General features: G+C 45.4%; 14 protein-coding genes. 3 read left to right on the top strand and 11 right to left on the bottom strand.

The genetic code is table 11. The features are described from left to right. Nucleotides 1-57 precede the first annotated feature (57 nt). On the top strand, nt 58-525 hold the full coding sequence (gene yiaA, locus E2R66_RS08700) for an inner membrane protein YiaA (protein ID WP_133228808.1): 468 nt from the start codon (nt 58-60) through the stop codon (nt 523-525). A 96-nt stretch (nt 526-621) separates the two neighbouring features. Here the strand turns inward: yiaA and E2R66_RS08695 are convergent, their stop codons facing one another. The 11 genes from E2R66_RS08695 to E2R66_RS08645 form a co-directional block, all read right to left on the bottom strand. Then, nucleotides 622-1080, bottom strand: coding sequence for a universal stress protein (locus E2R66_RS08695; protein WP_133228806.1), 459 nt, complete (start codon nt 1078-1080; stop codon nt 622-624). Continuing rightward, nucleotides 1080-1826: a succinate dehydrogenase/fumarate reductase iron-sulfur subunit gene (locus E2R66_RS08690; protein WP_133228804.1), complete on the bottom strand. Its 747-nt coding sequence runs from the start codon at nt 1824-1826 to the stop codon at nt 1080-1082. The genes E2R66_RS08695 and E2R66_RS08690 overlap by 1 nt, the downstream gene beginning before the upstream one ends. Before the next feature lie 9 nt (nt 1827-1835). Continuing rightward, nucleotides 1836-3746 (bottom strand): fumarate reductase/succinate dehydrogenase flavoprotein subunit, encoded by a 1911-nt coding sequence (locus E2R66_RS08685; RefSeq protein ID WP_133228802.1) that lies wholly within the window; start codon nt 3744-3746, stop codon nt 1836-1838. Nucleotides 3747-3752: 6 nt separating this feature from the next. Next, complete coding sequence (locus E2R66_RS08680; protein ID WP_133228800.1) at nt 3753-4412, bottom strand: succinate dehydrogenase cytochrome b subunit; 660 nt, start codon at nt 4410-4412, stop codon at nt 3753-3755. 48 nt (nt 4413-4460) lie between these two features. Further along, on the bottom strand, nt 4461-5891 hold the full coding sequence (locus tag E2R66_RS08675; RefSeq protein ID WP_133228798.1) for an anion permease: 1431 nt from the start codon (nt 5889-5891) through the stop codon (nt 4461-4463). Between the two features lie 9 nt (nt 5892-5900). Beyond that, complete coding sequence (locus E2R66_RS08670) at nt 5901-7046, bottom strand: porin (RefSeq protein ID WP_133228796.1); 1146 nt, start codon at nt 7044-7046, stop codon at nt 5901-5903. Between the two features lie 111 nt (nt 7047-7157). Beyond that, a complete protein-coding gene (gene fumC, locus E2R66_RS08665) occupies nt 7158-8588 on the bottom strand; it encodes a class II fumarate hydratase (RefSeq protein ID WP_133228794.1) in 1431 nt (476 codons plus the stop codon). Between the two features lie 114 nt (nt 8589-8702). Next, entirely contained in the window at nt 8703-10307 is a 1605-nt protein-coding gene (locus E2R66_RS08660; RefSeq protein ID WP_133228792.1) for a L,D-transpeptidase family protein, read from the bottom strand. Between the two features lie 6 nt (nt 10308-10313). Further along, nucleotides 10314-12716, bottom strand: coding sequence for a phosphoketolase family protein (locus tag E2R66_RS08655; RefSeq protein ID WP_133228790.1), 2403 nt, complete (start codon nt 12714-12716; stop codon nt 10314-10316). Nucleotides 12717-12723: 7 nt separating this feature from the next. Then, the gene (locus E2R66_RS08650) at nt 12724-13920 is read right to left on the bottom strand and encodes an acetate/propionate family kinase (RefSeq protein ID WP_133228788.1); all 1197 of its coding nucleotides are present in this window, start codon (nt 13918-13920) and stop codon (nt 12724-12726) included. Between the two features lie 135 nt (nt 13921-14055). Next, entirely contained in the window at nt 14056-14910 is an 855-nt protein-coding gene (locus tag E2R66_RS08645) for a universal stress protein (RefSeq protein ID WP_133228786.1), read from the bottom strand. A 465-nt stretch (nt 14911-15375) separates the two neighbouring features. Between E2R66_RS08645 and E2R66_RS08640 the strand changes: the two genes are divergently transcribed. Both E2R66_RS08640 and E2R66_RS08635 read left to right on the top strand, forming a co-directional pair. After that, the gene (locus E2R66_RS08640; protein ID WP_133228784.1) at nt 15376-17745 is read left to right on the top strand and encodes a glycoside hydrolase family 31 protein; all 2370 of its coding nucleotides are present in this window, start codon (nt 15376-15378) and stop codon (nt 17743-17745) included. Nucleotides 17746-18056: 311 nt separating this feature from the next. After that, nucleotides 18057-22247, top strand: a complete 4191-nt coding sequence (locus E2R66_RS08635) for a hybrid sensor histidine kinase/response regulator transcription factor (protein ID WP_133228782.1) — start codon at nt 18057-18059, stop codon at nt 22245-22247. The last annotated feature ends 563 nt before the right edge of the window (nt 22248-22810 follow it).

The raw sequence follows: 22810 nt of genomic DNA, 5'->3' as shown, positions 1-22810 counted from the left end.
CAGGTCTGTTTTATAGCCCACATTTGCTTCCATATTAACAACTAAAACAAAACAAACATGGAACCGCTACAAAACAAAATAGAAGGAAATTCACTCGGTGCAAAATATGGCGAGAACATCAGAAACCCATTTAAACCCACGGCCGCATTTATAGGTGCATCGTGGTTGGCCTTGTTAACAGGCGTTGCCGGATATCTTATTGGCTTATGGAATGCAACGATGGATTTGAACGAAAAAGGCTATTATTTCACCATTTTATTATTCGGCATGTTCGCGGTAATTTCGGTGCAAAAAAGCGTAAGGGACAGGTCTGAAGGGCTTGCCGTTACCGACCTTTACTACGGCCTGAGCTGGTTTGCCACCATTGCGGCAATGGTACTATTAACCATTGGCTTGTGGAATGCCGATTTGGCAAGAAGTGAAAAAGGCTTTTACGCCATGGCATTCTGCCTGAGCATGTTTTCGGCCATTGCTGTACAAAAGAACACCCGCGACGCCAAGATGGTGGGTGATAAAGAGCTGTAACGTAGCGGTTGCCGCCCCGCAGCGCCTTGCCTGGCAAGCCTGCGGGGTTTTTTGTGTGATCAGCTTTTTATGGGCCGGGAATTTTCTTGGTAGTTATTAAGGCACCAACAGCAAAGGGCAACCACAGTTATTCATTACCGGCGGTATGTTGCCGTCAAAGTAAGTTATGGCTATCGCATTCTCCACATGGTTGCCCATTACTACCATCCAAATTTTGTTTTCGGCAACCAATTCTATTATGGTTTCTACAACCGGCCCCGTTCCGTTTTTGCAGGTAATTTGAATTGCGGATTGTTGGCTGGTGGTTAGTTTGGCTTTTAAATACGTGGTTAGCAGACTCAGTCTGCTGGTGCTCTTAGCTGTCATTTCTGTAATCTCGCTTTCTACGGACCACCGTTCGCCTGTTATCACAGACGCGCCGATAGATATAATAGAGTTATAGATCAATAAATTGGCGTGGTTGTTTTTTGCCAATTCGAGCGCAAAATCTGCCGCGTGTTCTGCACGTTTAGAAAAATCGGTAAGCAGCAGTATGGTTTTTTTAGGTGCCATCATTAGTGAGAAATGATTGATGCCCTGTTGTATTCATAGTTCATCCTGGCGATGTGCAATACCGATATCTCCTGCGGGCATTCTACCTCGCATGCCTCCGTGTTGGTGCAATGTCCAAAACCTTCGGCATCCATTTGGTCAACCATGGCAATTACCCTGTCGGCCCGTTCAACCTGGCCTTGCGGTAGTAATGCCAGTTGCGTAATTTTTGCCGAAGTAAACAACTCTGCACTGGAATTTTTGCAGGTAGCTACACATGCCCCGCAACCTATACAGGCGGCGGCATCAAAGGCTGCTTCGGCAATGGTGTGCGCTATCAGTATACCATTTGCTTCCGGCGCTTCGCCCGTTGAAGCAGAAGTAAAGCCGCTCGCCTGGATGATCTTATCAAAAGCCTTGCGGTCTACTTTCAAATCGCGCACTATAGGGAATGCTGCAGCACGAAAGGGTTCGATGTATATGGTATCGCCATCCTTAAAACTACGCATATGCAGCTGGCAGGTGGTGGTATGGGTAAGCGGGCCATGTGCCCTACCGTTGATCATCATGCCGCATTGCCCGCAAATGCCCTCGCGGCAATCATGGTCAAATTCTACCACGCGTTCGCTCTTTTGTATCAGCGATTCGTTCAGCAGGTCCATCATCTCCAGAAACGACATATCGGCAGATACATCATCCAGCTCATAGTTTTTCATTGCACCGGGCGTTGCAGGGCTATCCTGTCGCCATATCTTCAAGTATATTTTCATGATCGGAATTTATTTGTAGCTTCTTACAGTTAAGGATACGTTTTCAAAAATCAGCGGTTCTTTATGTAATTCGTGTTCGGCATGCGCGCCTTTCCATTCCCAGGCCGATACATAGCAAAAATCCTTATCGTTGCGCAACGCTTCGCCATCAGCGGTTTGATATTCTTCGCGGAAGTGAGCTCCGCATGATTCTTCACGACTTAAAGCATCTTCACACATCAGTATGCCGAGGTCGAGGTAGTCGGCTACGCGGCCTGCTTTTTCCAATTCGCTGTTAACGGTATGGTCGCCGGTAATTTTTAACTCGGTATAAAATTGTGCCCTTAACTGCCGGATGAGTACGATAGCCTTTTCTAAACTGGCCTTTGTTCGCGAAAGACCGCAGCCATCATAAAGCAGTTTACCCAGGGTTTTATGAAAGTGATCGGCAGAAAGATGTCCGTTGATATTCAGGAATTGTTGTAGCTGTTCCTTAACAGCATGTTCTGCTTCAGCAAAAGCCACGTGATCTGTGGTTATCTTTTCGGCTTTTAACTCGCCGGCCAAATAATTGGGGATGCTGTAGGGGGCAATAAAGTACCCATCTACCGATGCCTGTAACAAAGAGTTTGCACCAAGGCGGTTAGCGCCATGGTCGGCAAAGTTTGCTTCGCCTAAAGCAAACAGACCCGGGATGGTAGTCATCAGTTCATAATCTACCCAAAGTCCGCCCATGGTAAAGTGTGCCGCAGGCGATATCAGCATAGGCGTTTCATAGGCGTTTACGGCGTTTATCTTATCGTACATTTTAAACAGGTTGCTGTACTTCTCCTTTATCTTTTCTTTACCTTGTTCTTTGATAGCTTTAGAGAAATCTAAAAACACAGCATTCTTCATTACGCCAACCCCGCAGCCCGCGTCAACGCGTTCTTTGGCTGCGCGGGATGAGATATCGCGCGGTGCTAAATTGCCGAAAGTGGGGTAGCGTCGTTCCAAATAATAGTCTCTTTCTTCTTCTGGGATATCGTTTGGCTTGCGGTCGTCGTGTGCTTTTTTGGGTACCCAGATACGTCCATCGTTACGGAGAGACTCCGACATCAAAGTGAGTTTCGATTGATGCTCGCCCGACTGGGGCAAACAAGTTGGGTGAAACTGTATCCAGCTTACGCCCGACATATACGCCCCCTTTTTATGCGCCCGCCAAATAGCCGAGCTATTGCAGCCCATGGCCAGTGTAGATAGGTAATAAACTTTGCCGTACCCGCCGCTGGCCAGCACCACAGCGTTGGCCGCGTGGCGTTCTATTTCGCCGGTTACCAAATCGCGGGTGATGATGCCTTTTGCCTTGCCGTCTACCACCACCAGGTCAAGCATTTCGTGCCGGGTGTAGGTTTTTACTTTGTTGGCCCCAACCTGCCGCATGAGCGCCTGATAGGCACCTAATAATAATTGCTGCCCGGTTTGCCCGCGTGCGTAAAATGTGCGCGATACCTGCACCCCGCCAAACGAGCGGTTGTTTAAATAACCACCGTATTCGCGCGCAAAGGGCACGCCTTGTGCCACTGCCTGGTCTATCAGGTTGGCAGAGCATTCTGCCAGGCGATAAACATTGGCTTCGCGGGACCGAAAGTCGCCTCCTTTAATCGTATCAGAAAACATGCGGAACACGCTGTCGCCATCATTTTTGTAATTCTTTGCTGCATTTACGCCGCCTTGTGCAGCGACGCTATGCGCGCGGCGTGGAGAATCCTGGAAACAGAATGATTTAACATTGTAACCCAATTCGCCCAGTGATGCCGCACATGATGCGCCTGCCAGGCCGGTGCCTACCACAATAACATCCAGCTTTTTGCGGTTGGCGGGGTTCACCAGTTTTACGTGTTCTTTATAATTATCCCATTTATCGGCAAGGGTGCCTTCGGGTATCTTCGAATCTAACATGACGGATCAGTTATTAAGGTAAACAACAATGGGAATCAGCATAAAGCCACCGGTGATAAAAGCAGTGTACAGCCAGCCTGTGTAACGCACCAGTTTTACATATTTGGGATGGTATAGGCCAAGCGTGCGTGCTGCGCTAAAAAAGCCGTGCAGCAGGTGAAAGCCTAAAGCGATAAAGGATAGCTCATAAATTGCTATATACCACCATTGGTGAAAGGTTAGCACCACTACGCTATACATGTCTTTATAACCCTGTTTATCTAAACCCATGGTGGTAAAGTCAGATACATACCAAAAATCTTTCAGGTGAATAACTAAAAAGATGAGGATTACCGTACCCAGCAGGCCCATGTTGCGGCTGTTCCAGGGGCTAACATTGGCGCGCTTATCATAAACGTATTTGGCCCCGTTGGCCTTTTTTGTTTTACCGGCGAGTATTAGCGCGTAAACCGCATGGGCAATAATAGCGATAAACAGTACCCAGGATATAATCTTGATAAGCATATTGCCCGCCAGCAAATGCGAGTACCAGTTAAATTGTTCCTGGGCCTCGGCAGCCGGTAACAGCAATTGCAGGTTGCCCAGCAAATGTATCACCAAAAAAAAGCAGAGGAACAGCCCCGTACCCGCCATAACGAGTTTGTATTGAATGGTTGTTTGTTTCATAGGTTAATTTGTATCGGCAATTAATAATTTATAAAAGGGTAGTACCGGCTACCATAAGCCGATAACTTTCCACCAAACCCCACCTACCAGGAACCAAACCAGCAGGAACATTACGCTCATAAAAAAGCCTTGTTTCCACCAGTCTTTCATATCCACATAGGTACTACCGAAGAATATGGGTGCCGGCCCGTGGCCGTAGTGGGTTAAAGAGCCCATCAGGGTGGGGCAGGCACCTAAAAAGATAGCCAGCATAACCGGGGGCACGCCTACCGCTATACCCACCGCCAGGAAAACGGAATACATAGCCGCAACCTGCGCGGTTGCACTGGCGAACATATAGTGACAATAAGAATAAACGAGGATAATTAACGGAAAGGCCAGCTGCCAGCTGAATTGCTTCATGCTGCCGCCTACCAAATGGCCAAACCAGCCTATAAGCCCTAAGGAGTTGAGGTAGGAACCCATCATGACCAGTGCGGAGAACCACACGATAGTATCCCAGGCACCTTTTTCAGATTTTACATCTTCCCAGGTTAATACGCCGCAAAGCAGCAATATGCAAAGGCCGATGAGTGCGCCAGTAGTGGCATCGATAGAGATCAGGTTGCCGAAGATCCACAACACCAGCAGAATGATGAACGTAGCCACCATCAGCCATTCCTTTAAGGATATTTTGCCCATTTCTTTCAGCTTTTCGGCAGCCAAAGAAGGCGCTTCGGGGGTTTGCTTCAGTTCGGGCGGGTAAAACTTATAAAGGAATAAGGGCACCAATATAAAACAAACCAGGCCGGGTATGGCCGCTGCCATGGCCCAGCTTCCCCAGGTAATGTTAACGCCCAAGTCGTGCGCAAACTTCTGCGCCATGGGGTTACTGGCCGTAGCCGTAAGGAACATTACCGACGTGATCATATTGGCATTATAGCTGCTCAACGTAAGGAACGCGCCTATTTTTCGGTGTGTTTCGGGTTTCTCCGGTTCGCTGCCCATGTTGACGGCGATGGATTTCATGATGGGGAATATTACTCCGCCTGCGCGTGCTGTATTACTCGGTATCGCGGGGGCCAGTATCAGGTCGGCAGTATTTAAACCATAGGCCAAACCCAAGGTGCTTTTGCCAAATAATTTGATGAAGTTATAAGCCAGCCGGTTACCCAGGCCTGTTTTAATAAAGCCACGCGCTATAAAAAACGCCAGCCCGATTAACCAGATGGTTGAGTTGCCAAAACCACTCAGCGCATTCTTTATAGCATCTATAGGTTTGCCCGGTGCCAATACCTGTGTTGTAGCGCAAAGGGTAATGCCCAGCATAGCCATGGTGCCCATGGGGGCCGCTTTTAATATAATGCCCACAATGGTTGCCACAAAAATGGCCAGCAAATGCCATGCGTTAGGTTTAACACCCTCCGGTATAGGCAGGAACCAGATTACGAGGCCAACCACCAGGGTGATGGCCAACGATTTTAAATTGATTTCTTTCATGATTATTAATTAAAAGCGTACCTGTAATTGGAGATAAGCCAGATTGTGGTTATAAGCAGTAGTGAGGGGTATGTTTTTTTGATAGAGGTCGATAGAAACGCCAAGCTGGAGGGCGGCATAAAAATCATCGGCAAATATGAGCGAGGCATTGGGGATAATGGTTTGCCTTGCGTTATGAGCCAGCTTGTAGCTCTCGTTGAAATATTCGTAGCGAGACGAGAACTCAATGGCCCTAACCCGGCGCATATTGGCATTGTAACGTACGATGGGAAATATGTAAAAGCCCTGCATCCGCACATCCTTCAAGTTTGGCTTTACGGTTAGGGTGTTGTACAAGGCAAAGTTTGTACCTGTTTTATATTCTCCGCCTAAGCTTACTTCCCATTTATCGTTAAGCGATAAGCCGCCTTTTACATCAATACCCAGGGCATTGCCTTTACCGGCACCTAAACTACCCTGCCCCGCATTGATACCCAGGGTTAAACCCTTAACAAGGTCGGCTTCTAATCGGCCATAAAGGTTTTTGGTATTGTCGTTATCGTTGGCCTGGTTGCGGTTGTTGCCATTGTAGGCACCCGCGTAGTAGCGCAGGTGGCCAACTTTATCAACGTTGCCAAAAACGGCTACACCTGTTTGAAAGCTTTGCCAGCCGCTTGCGCCAAAGGCATAATATTGGTTAGAGTAATCAAGCGTGCGGATGATATCGTTTGGCACTACATCCTCTATACCAAAAAACGGCCTGAACTGGCCCGCCTGTACATTAAAATGACTGCTTAGCGTGTATTTCACATAGGCATTTTCTAGTACTTTGTTGGATGGATCGCTGCTGAATTCTGCGAAATTCATGAGCAGGTTGGCCGAGAAGTGGTCGTTAACGGTGCCTTTAACTACAAAGCGCACGCGTTTCAGCATAAAGGTGTTGGTGATTTTGCCGGTAGTTGCTGCCGGGTCGAAGTTCTTGCCGTTTACATCTACATTTTTGGTGAGCGAACCCAGGAAGCGGGTTTGCAAAAGGCCGGCGAAGGTGATAGCCCTTTTATAAGTAGAGAAGTTTTTGATGGTATCGGTATTTGCCTTTGGCGATGCCGCGGGTTGTTGCGCTGATGCCTGTAAACAGGCAAACAGCAGGAGTATCGGAAGGGTAAGATTTTTCACATGGTGATGATAAAGAACGTTTGATTGAATATAACAAGTTGATGCACCAGAACAGGTTATAACATGCCCCGGTGCATAATATAAAAACGATATGCGTAATTAAGGAGGAAATTAGAGCGTGCCGACCATATTAGCGGGTTTTACCCATTCGTCGAACTGTTTGCTCGTCATTAGTTTTAAACCAATGGCCGATTCGCGCAGCGATAAATTTTCTTTCATGGCCTTTTGGGCTATCCGGGCAGAATTTTCGTAGCCAATATGCGGGTTTAAGGCCGTTACCAGCATCAGTGACGCTTCCAGATGCTTTTTGATGCCATCATAATTGGGTTCTATCCCCATAGCACAATGCTCATTAAAGGAAGTGCAGGCTTCGCCGATAAGGCGGGCAGATTGAAGGAAACTTGCTGCCATAACCGGCTTAAATACGTTTAGCTGAAACTGTCCGTTCGATCCGGCTATCGATATAGAAACGTCGTTCCCCATCACTTGCGCAGCCACCATGGTCACCGCTTCGTTTTGGGTAGGGTTTATCTTGCCGGGCATAATAGATGATCCCGGTTCGTTTTCGGGCAAGTGCAATTCGCCAATACTGCAGCGCGGGCCCGATGCCAGCATACGGATGTTGTTGGCAATCATCATCAGCGATACTGCTATTTGTTTTAGCGCGCCGTGGCTTTCTACCATAGCATCATGGGCAGATAATGCCTCAAACTTGTTGTCGGCTGTCCTGAAGGGCAGGTTGGTGAACCGGGCGATATATTCAGCCACCTTCACGTCATAACCTTCGGGGGTGTTCATGCCGGTACCTACTGCCGAGCCGCCAAGGGCCAGTTCAGAAAGGTGATCGAGCGTATTTGTTAAAGCCCGCAATCCGTGATCTAGTTGAGATACATAGCCGGATATTTCCTGCCCAAGGGTTAAAGGTGTGGCATCCATTAAATGCGTGCGGCCAATTTTTACAACGTTTTTAAAGGCTTCAGATTTAGCTTTCAAGGTATCACGCAATGCTTCAATACCTGGTATAGTAACATAGATGAGCATCTTGTACGCCGCTACATGCATGGCTGTTGGGAACGTATCGTTTGATGATTGCGATTTATTGACATCATCATTGGGGTGAATCACCGTTTTGCTATCGCCCAGCACGCCGCCATGTAATACATGCGCCCGGTTGGCTATAACTTCGTTCACGTTCATGTTAGATTGCGTGCCCGAGCCGGTTTGCCAGATAACGAGCGGGAACTCATCAGGCAGTTTACCTGCTAATATTTCATCGCAGACCATCGCAATCAGGTCGCGTTTATCTGCAGGCAGCACATCCAGTTCGGTATTTGCATAAGCAGCCGCTTTTTTAAGGTAGGCAAAAGCTTCGATAATCTCTGCCGGCATGGATGCCTTAGGGCCAATTTTAAAGTTATTGCGCGAGCGTTCTGTTTGTGCTCCCCAGTATTTCTCTGCCGGTACCTGCACTGCGCCCATGGAGTCGTGCTCTGTTCTGAAATACGGTTCGGTATCCGGAATGTTTATAGTTAATGTTGACATAGGAGGTGTAGTTTGATGTGCCGTAAAGGTGGACTAATAACCACGGGCAGTTATGATGGCGGTCATTAAAAAAGATGATGGCTGTCACAAAATAATTCGTTAAATGCTTAAATATTAATTTGTTACGTCGGTTTCTGATAGAAGTATCTCTGCGAGTCGCCCGTCCAGGTTGTAAATGTCTTTCCTGAAGTTAAGGTGGCCTGCCCGGTCTGTAAAGGCAGTAAAGTAGGCTATAAATACCGGCACCTTTTTGTTTAGGGTTACATAGCGTTCTTTGCCTGCATGCATGTATCGGCTGATTTTAGCATCGGTCCACGTGGTATTATCTTTTAACAGGAAGGCGGCGAGCTTTGCAGGTTGGGCTATGCGGATACAACCGTGGCTAAAGGCCCGGGATGTTTCGCCGAAGAGTGATTTTGAGGGGGTATCGTGCAGGTAGATGTTGTAACTGTTTGGAAAAAGGAATTTCACCAGGCCTAAAGAATTATCCTTGCCGGGTTTTTGCCGCACAACAGGCAAACCGTCGCTGTGCCCGGTTATTTCCATATTGTGATTGCGCAGGTAATTGCCGTTCCGGTTCATTCCGGGTATAACCTCGTTAACTAAGATCCCGTGCGGCACGTTCCAATAGGGGCTGAAAACTACATATTTTATTTCCCCATAAAAAGCAGTTGTAGGGTGCTCAGATTTACCAACCACCACGCTACAGCTCCAAAGCAGGCTATCGGCATGGTACACATGCATTTTAAATTCGGGTATGTTTACGGCAACATAATCTGCATCTAAACTTACCGGTAGCCAGCGGCTTCGCTCCATATTTACCAATATTTGTTTTATCCGCGCCGATAAGGGCACATTCAGTTCCGCTAAAGTTTCTTTATTCAAAAGCCCATTGCCAGGTAGTCCGTGCCTTTCCTGAAATACTTTAATTCCGCTTTGTATTTCGGGGTCATAACTGTTCTTTAACGTATCGTCGCTAAAATCCTCCAATTTATACAAACGGGCTCTAAGTAATTGAATTGCTGCCGCTGTATCGCCCAATGCCGGTTTCTTACTCAGGGTTATAGGCAGCCATTTGTCATTTGCGGCCAACAGACTGTACTTTCGCAGGTAGGTTCTCAGTAATTCATACTGGCGGTAAACCGGCTCTTTTGCCGCAAGCTGCTTGCCGGGCGTTTTCAGCAAACTATCCAGGTATTGTGCGTACGCAACCTTCTTCCTGGGCAATAACCAACCGCTTGCTTTGCTTGCCGAAACGTCTATTCCCTGGTAAACCGATTTTGAAAAATTGAAGTATTGAGCGGTAAGCATTAATTCTGCCTCAATTTCGGGCGGATGGCCGGCTACGTTTGGTTTTGCTTCGTTTATCAAGGAATCCAGCACGCGCTGATAGGGCGAACTTTTGCTTAGTCCGTCGCTTTTAAAATTTAGGACCCTACTGGTTAAGTTACTTGCCTGTTCAATAAGCAAGCCATTGCTAAACCATGCATAGGTAAAGTTCCGTTGCCTGTAGAAACCGGCAACTTCGGTTTGGTTTTCTGCAAGTAAGGGGTAGCGCTTAAAAAAGCCTGCAATTTGTAAGCTATCAAAAGGTATGACGGCTATAGCGGTATCCCGATGCATGCTGGTAGCCGGTTTCGGAGTTCCCTGCCCGCAACCGGCCAGCGAAGCGCAGGTTGCGGCACCTATGATTAAGGATTTGATAGCGTATATTTTCATGGCAGGTTATTGTTTGGCAGCAGGTTTAGTACCCCATTTCCAGTCCAATATTTCTGGCATGTCCTTGCCATGTAATTTTATGTAATGTTTGTGTTCGATCAGTTTATCTGCAAGCGTTTGTTTGAGGTAAACACCTTTGCTGCCTGTTTGCGGTAAGCGATCGATCACGTCCATCACCAAATGAAACCGATCCATCTCGTTCAATACAGCCATATCGAAAGAAGTGGTAATGGTGCCTTCTTCTTTATACCCGCGCACATGCATGTTGATGTTGTTTGCCCGGTTGTAGGTTAACCGGTGTACCAACCAGGGATATCCGTGAAAAGCAAAAACAACCGGCTTATTCGTAGTGAAGAGGGCGTTATAATCGGTATCTGTAAGCCCATGGGTATGTTCGCTGCTTTTTTGCAGTTTAAACAGGTCTACTAAATTCACTACCCTAATCTTTAGTTCGGGCAGGTGTTCTCTTAAAATGGATACAGCCGCCAGCGTTTCTAAGGTAGGCACATCGCCACTGCAGCCCATTACCACATCGGGCTCGCAATCCTGGTCGTTACTGGCAAAATCCCAGATACCTATACCGCGTGTACAATGTTCAACCGCCTGCTGCATATTCAGCCACTGCGGTGCCGGGTGTTTACCGGCCACAATTACGTTTACATAATGTTCGCTGCGCAGGCAATGATCCATTACCGATAGCAGGCAGTTAGCATCGGGTGGTAAATATACCCTCACGATGTTGGCCTTTTTGTTCACTACATGGTCTATAAAACCCGGGTCCTGGTGGGTAAAGCCATTGTGGTCCTGCCGCCAAACGGTAGAGGTGAGCAGAATGTTCAATGAAGCTATCTTTCTGCGCCATGGTAACTCTAAACAGGTTTTAAGCCATTTAGCGTGCTGGTTGAACATGGAGTCGACAATGTGAATAAAGGCTTCGTAGCTGTTAAAAAGGCCATGCCTGCCTGTGAGCAAATAGCCTTCCAGCCATCCTTCGCACTGGTGTTCGCTCAGCATTTCCATCACGCGGCCATCGGGAGCCAAAAACTCATCGCTTTTAATTACGGGCGCATCCCATTGCCGGTTAGTAACTTTGAAAACATCATCCAAGCGGTTAGACATGGTTTCATCCGGCCCGAATATCCTGAAGTTTCGCTGGCTCTCATTTTCTTTGATCACATCACGCAAAAAACGGCCGCAAACGTAAGTATCGCCCTCGCCATTAGCGCCGGGAGCTTCTACAACAACTGCGTAGTTCCTAAAATCGGGCAGGCGCAGCGGGTGAAGCAATTCGCCGCCATTGGTATGCGGATTGGCACCCATGCGGCGGTCGCCTTTCGGTGCAAGTTCGGCTAACTCAGCAACCAGCTTTCCTTGCGTATCAAAAAGTTCTTCGGGCCGGTAGCTTTTCAGCCAGCTTTCAAGCATTTGCAAATGCGCCGGCGGCGAGCTGGCCGATACCGCAAGCGGGATCTGGTGCGACCGGAAGTTACCCTCTATTTTGTAGCCGTCTACTTCCTTTGGTCCCGTCCATCCTTTGGGCGACCGCAGGATAATCATCGGCCAGCGCGGGCGATGCCCGTTGGGGTGTTCGGCATCGTACTTTATTTGCTTTATACGATCTATCGCGTAGTCCAATGCGGCGGCCATATCGCGGTGCATCAGTTCTGGGTCTTCGCCTTCTACAAAGATCGGGTTCCAGCCGTAACCCATAAAAAGCTGTTCCAACTCTTCATGGCTTATGCGGGCCAATACCGTAGGGTTGGATATTTTATACCCGTTGAGATGCAGTATGGGTAATACCACACCATCTGTTAATGGATTAAGGAATTTATTAGAATGCCATGCCGTGGCCAATGGCCCCGTTTCTGCTTCGCCATCGCCAACCACGCAGGCCACTATCAGCCCGGGGTTATCCAGCACTGCGCCGAAAGAATGGCTTAAGGAGTAGCCTAATTCGCCACCTTCGTGTATAGAGCCAGGTGTTTGAGGCGATGCATGGCTGGAAATACCACCCGGAGAGGAGAATTGGGTAAATAGTTTTTTCAAACCTTCTTCGTCCTGGCTAATGTCCGGATAAATTTCGCTGTACGTGCCTTCCAAATAAGTGCCCGCCACCACAGCCGGCCCGCCATGCCCGGGACCCGACACGTATAGCATACTCAGGTCGTATTTCTTGATGATACGGTTAAGGTGCGCATAAATAAAATTCTGGCCTGGCGTGGTTCCCCAATGGCCCAGCAGCATAGTTTTTACATGCTCCAGTTTAAGCGGCTCCTTTAATAAAGGGTTATCCCGCAAATACAGTTGCCCAACAGACAGGTAGTTGGATGCACGCCAGTAAGCATGGATATTATGTAGTTCTTCCGCGCTTAAAGCACCGGGGATTGTGTCTATCGTTTTCAAATCCATGATAATTTTATTTAGTTGTAATATTATTTACAACCCGGCTAACCAGCCGGGCTATCACCAGTTCTTCATTTGTTTGCATGGCCTGTACGGTTACCCTGCCCGGTTGGGCCGATATCATCTCGATATCGCTGTTGTTTGCTTTTTCGCCTATGGCTATCCCCATAAACCCTAGGCCGCTGCATATGCGCTCCCGTATTTGGGGCGAATTAGCTCCGATCCCGCCGGTGAAAACCAGCCTGTTTAAGCCACCCATTGCGGCGGCAAGCGCACCTATAAATTTGCGCGCCTGGTAGCAGAATACGGTAAGTGCCAACGCTGCTTTTGGGTAATGTTCTTCCATTTTTAATAATTCGGCTACATCGCCGGTTCCGGCAATCCCTTTTAAGCCAGATTCGTTGCTGAGCAATTTATCCAGCTCATCGGCGGTTAAATGGTGTTCTTTTAGCAGAAACAGCAGCACTCCGGGGTCCAGGTCGCCGCTGCGTGTACTCATTACCAGGCCACCAAGCGGCGTTAAGCCCATGGTGGTATCTACCCCCACGCCATTATCAACCGCAGCCATACTGGCACCATTACCCAAGTGTGCTATAACTATCTTTTCCTGTTTAGCTTCCGGGTGGGTTTCCATAAGCTTTTGCATAATGTATTGGTAGGAGAGGCCATGAAAACCATACTTCATCAGGCCTTTGGTTTGAAACTTATGGGGCAGCGGGTAGTATTTTACATGATCGGGCATATCGCGGTGAAATGCCGTATCGAAGCACGCAACCTGTGGCTGTTTCGGATAATTTTTTTGAATGGCTCTGATTACCTCGAGTTCGCCGGGTAAATGATTGGGAGCGAGATAAATCAAGTCCTCAAGCTGTTGAAGCAGATCATCGGTGATCAGTTCCGGCTCGCGGTGGTTGGGGCCTCCCTGAACTATCCGGTGCCCAATTGCAGATAGCGTGAAATCTTGCTCGTGCTCGCCCAGGTACGCTATGATCTCCCCGGTTGCATCGTGGATATTAGCACAGGCGGAGGTTTTTCCGCTAAGCAAATGATGTACGCTGTCAAAAATTTCAAATTGGCCCTGATGTCCACCTATCTGCGTAATGGCACCCGACCGCAAAAGCCTTAGATCGGAGGCCCCATACAGACAAAACTTAAGGCTAGATGAGCCACAGTTAAGCGCAAGTATGCAAGGTATGGAATGAGTGGGCATTACATTTGAATTAGTAGCAGGTGATGCAGATATAAATCAAAGGTAAGGCCCACGGGTATTTGAAACGTGATGGATTAAGCCCTAAAAAGTGATGATTATCACTATTTTACGCAAACAATTTGCCCCGTATTGTTATTACGTTGCCTGGTAAACCAATAATGGAATAGCTATATGGGCGGCCATTTTTTTGGTATGGCTCAGTTTTAAAATATCATCAATAAAATTGTAGGGGCCGTGGTTCATGGCCAGTATATCTATCTGGTCGTTTTCACAAAGCCAGGTCAGTCCCTTTTCCACTTTGCTGTCCTTAAGCGCCCGGTAGTAGATCTGCGGATAGTTGGCCTTGTTGGATAGTTCGGTCATTAATTGGTCTATCAACAGTTGCAGCGCCGGCGAATGGTGATCATCTGTATAAATATGGGTTAAGAGAATATCAGCGCCCATCAGCTTTGCAAATTCAATAAGCTTGTATATCGACTTCGTATCTTTTCCCACTTGATTAAAATCGGTTGCAAAGGCTATCTTTTTAATTTTCCTGACGGCTGCCTTTGCCGGAACAATTAAAAGCGGTTTGGTTGCAGTATCGATAAGGTTACTGCAATGATTGCCCAATAAAAAAGTGCTTAGACCATCACTGCTATGGCTGCCTGTTATAATCATGCTTATTTCTTCATCAGCAAGGTGTGCAATTACATCCGTAACTTTTCCGGCTTCGGCCCTGTAGCTTACAGCGGGTTTAAAAGTATCCGAGTAATCATTTTCCTCCAGGTGTTTTTTTAATTTTTGAAGTTCGGCCTTGCTGTCATTACTCATTTCTTCACTTTCGTACATGGGCCATACGATCATTCCGGATTGCGGCACTTCTGCGGGTACTGTAATGGCATGTGCTAATAAAATGTTGGCTTTTGTCTGCTTAGCAAGGTTATAGCCATAAACTGCAGCATGAGCGGCCACCGGCGAGAAATCTGTGGAGATGAGAATAGTTTTCATGCCCAAAGCTGAAACTAATATAGTGGCGTAGAAATGATTACAAGCACCTAAGAATGTGATTAATATCAATAACAGATAGGTGAAAGCGTATGATCGCCCCTGGCTCTGGCGTAATCAAAGCGATGATAGCGCTATAGGGCCTTTCAAATTGTCTATTTCCGTCCTAAGCGTTAGGCTATAATATTAAGTGGCCCATCTGATAGCGTGGACCGCGCAAAGTTTTGTCAATTTGAACATTTCGTGCCCTATTTATTCAATTTTGTACCCCTTCATCCACTTTTCTGGTCTATATTTTTGGCCAGCCCGATTGATAGACCTGAGCGCTTTTGAAAGATACACCTAGCAATTTATTTGTTCCCCAACCAGGAACGGGATTATGTTGGTTTATTAAAAATCGCTTCATCAGCTATAATTTTTATAGCCGGAACAAATGCAATTTATTACCAATCAGATAAACCTATATTCATGTTGAACAAGACGCAAGTATTGAAGCAGGCTCGCTTCATGCTGATTATCTCTCTGCTTTTGCTTTGCATCAGCACCTCCATTAAAGCATCAGTCATATCGTATAAAAAAGATGCAAACGGATTACTATTTAAGCTGGATAATGGCTTAATGTATATCGCCGTTTGTAAGGAAGATATTATTGAAGTTAAATACACCACTTTCAACAGTTTTAGCACCAAATCCTCGCTCATAGTTAACAAAAAATGGGGGTTTGTCAATTTTGGCGTGCGTGAAAACAACAATCAGGTTATCATCATTACTGCCAGGCTAAAAGTATTCATTAACAAAGCCACAAATGCCATAACCTATGCCGACTTTAATGGCAAGGAGATTACTTCTGAGGATGAGAAAAGCATTACACCGGCCACCATTGCGGGCATAAACACATGGAATATAAGCACCCGGTTCAATTCGCCCAAAAATGAGGCGCTTTTTGGGTTGGGCTGCCACCCGGTTGATACGGGTGCCATCAACTACAAAGGCAGGAACCAGGATATGGCCATAAAGTATTTGACGGGTGCTATACCGGTATTGTTATCTACAAGGGGCTATGGCCTCATGTGGGATAACTATTCGGCATCTAACTTTTACGGCGCTGAAGAAGGCAATACCAAATTCAAATATGTATCCGAAAGCGGGAGGGAGGTTGATTATTACTTTTTTTATGGCCCCGGTTTCGATCAGATTATCAACTCTTACCGTATTGCTACCGGCAAGGCCCCAATGTTCCCTAAATGGGCATTCGGATTGTTCCAATCGCAGGACAGGTATTTGAGCCAGGACGAAGTGCTTTCTGTTAAAGATAACTACCGCAGTAATCATATCCCCGTAGACGTTATTGTGCAAGACTGGTATTATTGGGACCCATTCCCGATAGGGGTACATGTAATGAACCCGGCCCGTTACCCCGATCCGAAAAAGATGGTTGATGAATTGCACAAGGCAAACATCCATGGCATGATATCCATATGGCCGGTCTTCGGCAAAGGGACAAGGGATTTCGACACGCTGAAAAAAATGGGCGGCTTAACCAGTATTACCTGGGACAACGTTGTTACACACACTTTCGATACCTATTATGATGCCCATAACCCCAAAGCACGTGAACTGTATTGGGATATGGCCCGCGACAGCCTCGTAAAAAGATACGGCTGGGATGCATGGTGGGTTGACCAATGCGAACCTGATAATGGCGCCTTGTTAGATGAGCGGCGCAAAAGTGATTTCTGGACCGGTAAAGGCATCGATTATTTCAACACATACGCTTTGCAGCATTCTACTGGCCTATACAAAGGTTGGCGCAGGGATATCCGGAACAAAAGAGCGTTTTTCCTGCTTAGGCAATCCTTTGCAGGCGAACAGCGAAATGCAGGCACCCTTTGGTCATCGGATATTTCCTGTTCGTTTGAAGCTTTTAAAGTCCAGGTACCCCAGGGCATTAACGCCTGCGCATCGGGCATTCCTTACTGGACATCGGATATCGGCGGATATCACTACAACTGGAGCGTTCCGGATTGGTCGAAGCCGGAATTCAGGGAGCTGTTTACCCGCTGGTTTCAGTTTGGTACTTTTTGCCCCATTATGCGCATCCACGGCAAGGGCGAAAGGGCTATATTTTCTAAAAACTGGGATGAAGATACCCGCGCTACACTAATGAAATTCGATAAACTTCGTTATCGTTTGCTTCCTTACGTGTATTCCCTGGCGGCAAAAACCACCCTGGAAAATTATACGATGATGCGGTCGCTGGCATTTGATTTCCGCAAGGACCCGAATGTTTATAAAATACCCGACCAATATATGTTCGGCCCCGCATTTTTGGTAAACCCGGTTACCGGCAAAGGCGATACGACCAGGAAACTCTATTTACCGGGGGCTGAGTTATGGTACAATTTCTGGACGGGTGAAAAATTGTCGGGAGGCCAATATATTGATGCCGATGCTCCTATAAACCTGATGCCATTGTATGTTAAAGCCGGCTCTATCGTTCCTTTTGGTCCAGACGTTGAATACGCTACACAGGCAAAAAATAAGGTTATCGAATTGCGCATTTACCCGGGTGCCAATGGGCAATTTACTTTTTATGAAGATGAAAATGATAACTACAACTATGAAAAGGGGATGTACAGCATTTTTTCGTTGACCTGGAACGACAAACAGAAAAAGTTAAGTATTTCCGGCACTAAAGGCAATTTCCCGGGCGCATTAAAGCACCGTACTTTCAACATCGTCCTGGTTAACGGCAAGTATGGATCGGGGCCCCTGGAAACCGTCAAAACCGATAAAAGAGTGGTTTACAATGGTAGTGCCGTAGCGGTAAAATTATAGTCTGCAATAAAAATTAAACCGCTGCTAAGTAATTAAGCGATTTGTTGAACAACTTACTATTCGCCCGGTTTCAATGGCATTCTGGAGCTCGTAATCTTAGTTTATAAAATGCAAGTGGATGCGTTCCGGGTTGAGAGCCGGACGCATTTTTTGTTTAATAACACCCCAGCGGCAGGGGTTCATAATTATTGTAAAATGCCGGGTTTTATGAAGCTTAAAAATGGGCCATTTATCAAGCATTTGTACTATCTTAGTGTATTGACTTTAAACAGGTGATCTATTGGCCCTGTGCGTTCCCAATTATAAACTCAATGCAGTTAAAATTTTATTGTCTACTTGCAGTTTCGTTGTTTTTTGCGTGCATTCATTCTTTTGCGCAAAGCAATCAATACCGGTTTTCACAACTCGACGTAAGTAACGGGCTGTCGCATAATCAGGTTAACGCCATATTCAAAGATTCCCAAGGCTTTATGTGGTTCGGTACGGCATCTGGCCTTAACAGATTTGATGGCTATACTTTTAAGGTATTTAAACACGATGTTAACAATAAAAGCTCCGTACGAGCTGATTTTATATATAAGATTTTTGAAGGCCCTAATAAAAAACTGTGGATATCAACGCGTAGCGGGTTCTGTTTTTACGACCCCGATACAGAGCAGTTTAATGATGATATGTCATTATTGTTGCTGCCTTTAAAACTTCCGGTCAATCTGTCGGTAACTAAAATAGTACAAACTAGTGCGGTAGATTTCTGGTTTTTGTCACCAGACTCTGGTATCTACCGATTTAATACCCTGAGCAAGCAAACAAAACACTATTACCATCATATTAGTTCCAACGCATCTTTATATTCAAATTCCGTTACAGACATCACCGTTGATAATAAACGTAATGTATGGATAGTTTACAGCAACGGCACAGTTGAAACGTTAGATAGTAAGGCCGATAAAATTACTTATCACACAGATGTTTTTAGTAAGATAATCAAGGGTAAAAACGGTTATTATTCTTTAATTATCGACCGCGATAACGATCTTTGGTTTTACGGGTCACTTGTTGAGTTGGGTGTATATTACTATAAACCGTCAACAGGTACTTTTTTACATATTGATAAAGAATCACAGGCGCCAAGGTTAAAGGCTAACCTCATCAACAATATCATTCAGGCGGACGATGGCCGTATATGGATCGGCACCGACCATGGCGGTATTAGTGTGCTGGATAAAAAGAAATTTGAAATTACCACGCTGCTAAACCGGGAAGACAATGCTCAATCATTAAAGCAGAATAGTGTATCGCTCTACAAAGATAACTTTGGTATTATTTGGGCGTTCACCTTTAAAAAGGGAATAAGTTATTATCATAAAAACATTATTAAATTCCCGCTTTACAAACACTTTGCCTCAGACCCCGGCAGCTTGAGCTTTGAAGATGTTGACAAATTTGTTGAAGACAAACTTGGGAATTTGTGGATAGGAACTAACGGCGGAGGCCTGATTTACTTTAACCGGAAAACGGGTAAGTTTAAACAGTATAAGCACGATACCGGGAATCCGAATAGCTTGAGCAATGACATTATTGTTGATTTATGTATTGATCATAACCAAAAACTATGGATCGGTACCTATTTTGGCGGCCTGGATTGCTTTGACGGAAACACCTTTATCCATTACAAACACGATGATAGATCGGCCAACAGTATTGCTGATGATAGGGTGTGGAGCATTCTGGAAGATTCTACACACCGTTTGTGGATAGGGACCTTTGAGGGCGGCCTTGAAATTTTTGACAGATCGAAAAAAACGTTTTTCCATCCTTTTAAACAATCAGATATAAGGTCGTCCATGGTGTCTTCTATTTTTGAGGATAAAAAAGGGAATATATGGATTGGGGGATATTTGGGGGTAGATGTTATTTTAAAAAACAACGGGCGGGTTATCCATTACACTTCAAATAGCGAAACCCCAAATAGTTTAATAGATAATAACGTAAACAGTATTAACGAGGATAGTCGCGGTTTAATATGGATAGCGACAGCGGGTGGATTGAGTATTCTGAACCCTAAAACAAATACTTTCACCTCATTGACAAAAAAGAACGGGCTTCCTGCTAATTCAATATCTAACACAGAAGAGGACAGAGAGGGAGCCATGTGGTTAAGCACATCTAACGGGCTAAGCCGCGTTACCCTAACACCAACAGCCAAAGCGTTTACGTTTCACTTCGAAAACTTCGACGAAATGGATGGCTTGCAGGGCCGGGAGTTTAATCTAAACTCCGCTTTGAAAACACGCAACGGCGAACTGATATTTGGGGGTGGTAATGGCTTTAATATTTTTGATCCGGCAAGTATAAAACCAGTTACCAATAAGCTCAAACTGGTGTTTACCGATTTTCAACTATTTAATAAAAGCGTGGTAGCCAATGAGGATATCAACGGCCACACGGTACTGTCTAAAGCAATAGCCGTAACGCATGATATTACACTCAATCATAGCGAAAATGTCTTTTCTATAGAATTTGCAGCCCTCGATTTTTTAAACCCCGGCAAAGTAAAGCATCAATATATGCTGGAAGGTTTTGACAAAGGATGGGTAAATGCCGATAACAGGATAAGGAAAGCCAGTTATACCAACCTGGATCAGGGCGATTATGTTTTTAAGGTAAGGGCCTCCAATTCAGAAGGAGTGTGGAATCCGGATTATATTTCATTAAGGATTAAAATACTACCGCCTTTTTGGGAATCGACACTCGCTTATATCATTTACCTGGTACTGTTTGTCAGCCTTCTTTTGTTTATTCGGCGAAGGGGAATACAAAAAATAAGACGGGAGTTTTTAGTAGAGAAAGAAAAGCAGGAGGCAAAATTAATTATTGAACAGGAGCGTCAGGAAATAAAGCGGATGCAGGAACTCGACCAACTGAAGACTAAATTCTTAACAAATGTAAGTCACGAGTTTAGAACGCCGCTGTCATTAATTATGGCACCGGTGGATAAAATGCTTACCCGGGCCGGTCCGGAACAGCATCAGCAACTGAACATGATACGAAAAAATGCCAGGCGATTGTTGAACCTGGTAAACCAGCTGCTCGATTTCCGTAAGATGGAAGTGCAGGAATTGAAATTGCATAGCAGACCGGGAGATATCATCAGGTTCATTAGTGAGGTGAGTTTGTCATTTACAGATATTGCCGAAGAAAAAAAGATCGATTTTGTATTTGATACTACCGTTGAATCGCTGTTTACCAGTTTCGATCATGATAAGATAGAGAGAATATTGTTTAACCTGATATCTAATGCCTTTAAATTTACTTCCGCCGGCGGTAAGGTGAGCGTGCTGCTTAATGTAGAAAAGGGAGCATGTAGCGGCGCTTGTGTTGAAATTAAAGTAATTGATACAGGGATCGGTATCCCACTGGAAAAGCAAAATAAGATTTTCGAGCGTTTTTTTCAGCACGATATCCCGGAATCGATGATTAACCAGGGTAGCGGCATCGGCCTTGCCATAACGCGCGAGTTTGTAAAGATGCACGGAGGGGAAATAGCCGTTGAGAGTGAGCCTGATCGTGGCAGTAGTTTTATCATCAAACTGCCGGTAGCTATATCTGCCGATAAGCAAATTGTAACGTTGGCTGATGAAGAAGCAGATAGTGAAAATCTGGCTGATGTACCCCATCACGAAAGTAAAGCTACACCCAAACAGGAGCATACAAATAAAATGCCTGTGGTGCTTTTGGTGGAGGATAATGATGATTTCAGGTTTTATTTGAAAGACAATTTAAAAGACATATTCTTTTTGATAGAAGCATCTAACGGGCGGGAAGGCTGGCAAAAGGCCCTTTCGCAGCATCCGGATATCATTGTGAGTGATATCAGCATGCCCGAGATGTCGGGAATCGAATTGTGCCAAAAGCTAAAAAACGACAAGCGAACATCGCACATCCCCGTTGTTTTGCTGACCGCATTGACTGGAGAGGCCGAACAAGTAAAAGGATTGGAAATAGGTGCAAATGAATACATGACGAAGCCATTTAACTTCGAAATACTAATCTCAAAAATCAAAAATATCCTTACACTGCGTGATACTTATAAACGTACATACAAAAAGCAAATGGATGTGCAATTGCAGGAAACGCCTTTACAAAATGAAGATGAGAAACTGCTAAGAAGCATAGTAGAATATATAGAACTTAATATAGCTAACGACAGCCTTTCTGTTGAAGAATTGAGCCGCCAAATGAATATGAGCCGTGGGTCGCTTTATAATAAAGTGTTAATGCTTACTGGTAAGTCACCTATTGAGTTTATCCGTGCCATAAGGCTGAAAAAGGCGGTGTATTTGCTAGAGCATAGCCAGATGACCATTAGCCAAATTTGTTATGAAGTTGGCTTTAACACCCCCAAATATTTTACCAAACTATTTAAGGAAGAATACAATACCCTCCCTTCCGCTTATATCAGTTCTATCCGCCAGCAAAAATTATCTGAAGAAGAAGAGTAAACAGTTTCATCAGGTTGGGATACTGTCCTCCAGAACGCTCGATATGGAGCGTTAAATACCCCATTATTAGTATGGCCAGGCGGCCTCAATGGCGTTGTGTAGAGCAGTTTTCTATTGGCCGATAATATTCTTGGGTTGAAATACGCCGAAAGAAGCGTCAATCCCGCCTGCCTGAAGATGATATCAAACAAAAATTTTTGTCACCACGGAAGCCATAATGACTTTTAGATTCCTATTTAATTAACTCATTTTAAGTTAGTTATGATTTATTGAACATTTGGTCTATATTTTTAGTCAACTCTGCCCCGCCTGCTTTTTTAAGTTATCATAGTTTCATCCTCGGAATATAAGCTCAAAGTGAATTGTTTAAAATTTACCGTAAGCCATATGCCACCAATAACCAATAGGACCAACAGATAATATTTTCCGGATAATGAGCAAGCGTTTTGGCTGCACTTGAAGTTTTTTAAGACTTGTTTGGGCAGCTATTTCTAGCCCTAACAGCAAATTAGCTGCAATCGATTGCTTTTTTTGGTGGTTTAAAAGTTTTGATAAACAATGAA

This window comes from Mucilaginibacter psychrotolerans, from assembly GCF_004519315.1.
Lineage (GTDB): Bacteria > Bacteroidota > Bacteroidia > Sphingobacteriales > Sphingobacteriaceae > Mucilaginibacter > Mucilaginibacter psychrotolerans.
Note: the sequence above shows the minus strand (reverse complement) of the source record. Positions and strands in the feature narration are given on the sequence as shown.

Excerpts from the sequence above, each read along its gene's own strand:
- yiaA (WP_133228808.1), top strand. The coding sequence starts at position 58 with ATGGAACCGCTACAAAACAAAATAGAAGGAAATTCACTCGGTGCAAAA.
- E2R66_RS08695 (WP_133228806.1), bottom strand. The coding sequence starts at position 1,080 with ATGATGGCACCTAAAAAAACCATACTGCTGCTTACCGATTTTTCTAAA.
- E2R66_RS08690 (WP_133228804.1), bottom strand. The coding sequence starts at position 1,826 with ATGAAAATATACTTGAAGATATGGCGACAGGATAGCCCTGCAACGCCC.
- E2R66_RS08685 (WP_133228802.1), bottom strand. The coding sequence starts at position 3,746 with ATGTTAGATTCGAAGATACCCGAAGGCACCCTTGCCGATAAATGGGAT.
- E2R66_RS08680 (WP_133228800.1), bottom strand. The coding sequence starts at position 4,412 with ATGAAACAAACAACCATTCAATACAAACTCGTTATGGCGGGTACGGGG.
- E2R66_RS08675 (WP_133228798.1), bottom strand. The coding sequence starts at position 5,891 with ATGAAAGAAATCAATTTAAAATCGTTGGCCATCACCCTGGTGGTTGGC.
- fumC (WP_133228794.1), bottom strand. The coding sequence starts at position 8,588 with ATGTCAACATTAACTATAAACATTCCGGATACCGAACCGTATTTCAGA.
- E2R66_RS08660 (WP_133228792.1), bottom strand. The coding sequence starts at position 10,307 with ATGAAAATATACGCTATCAAATCCTTAATCATAGGTGCCGCAACCTGC.
- E2R66_RS08655 (WP_133228790.1), bottom strand. The coding sequence starts at position 12,716 with ATGGATTTGAAAACGATAGACACAATCCCCGGTGCTTTAAGCGCGGAA.
- E2R66_RS08650 (WP_133228788.1), bottom strand. The coding sequence starts at position 13,920 with ATGCCCACTCATTCCATACCTTGCATACTTGCGCTTAACTGTGGCTCA.
- E2R66_RS08645 (WP_133228786.1), bottom strand. The coding sequence starts at position 14,910 with ATGAAAACTATTCTCATCTCCACAGATTTCTCGCCGGTGGCCGCTCAT.
- E2R66_RS08640 (WP_133228784.1), top strand. The coding sequence starts at position 15,376 with ATGTTGAACAAGACGCAAGTATTGAAGCAGGCTCGCTTCATGCTGATT.
- E2R66_RS08635 (WP_133228782.1), top strand. The coding sequence starts at position 18,057 with ATGCAGTTAAAATTTTATTGTCTACTTGCAGTTTCGTTGTTTTTTGCG.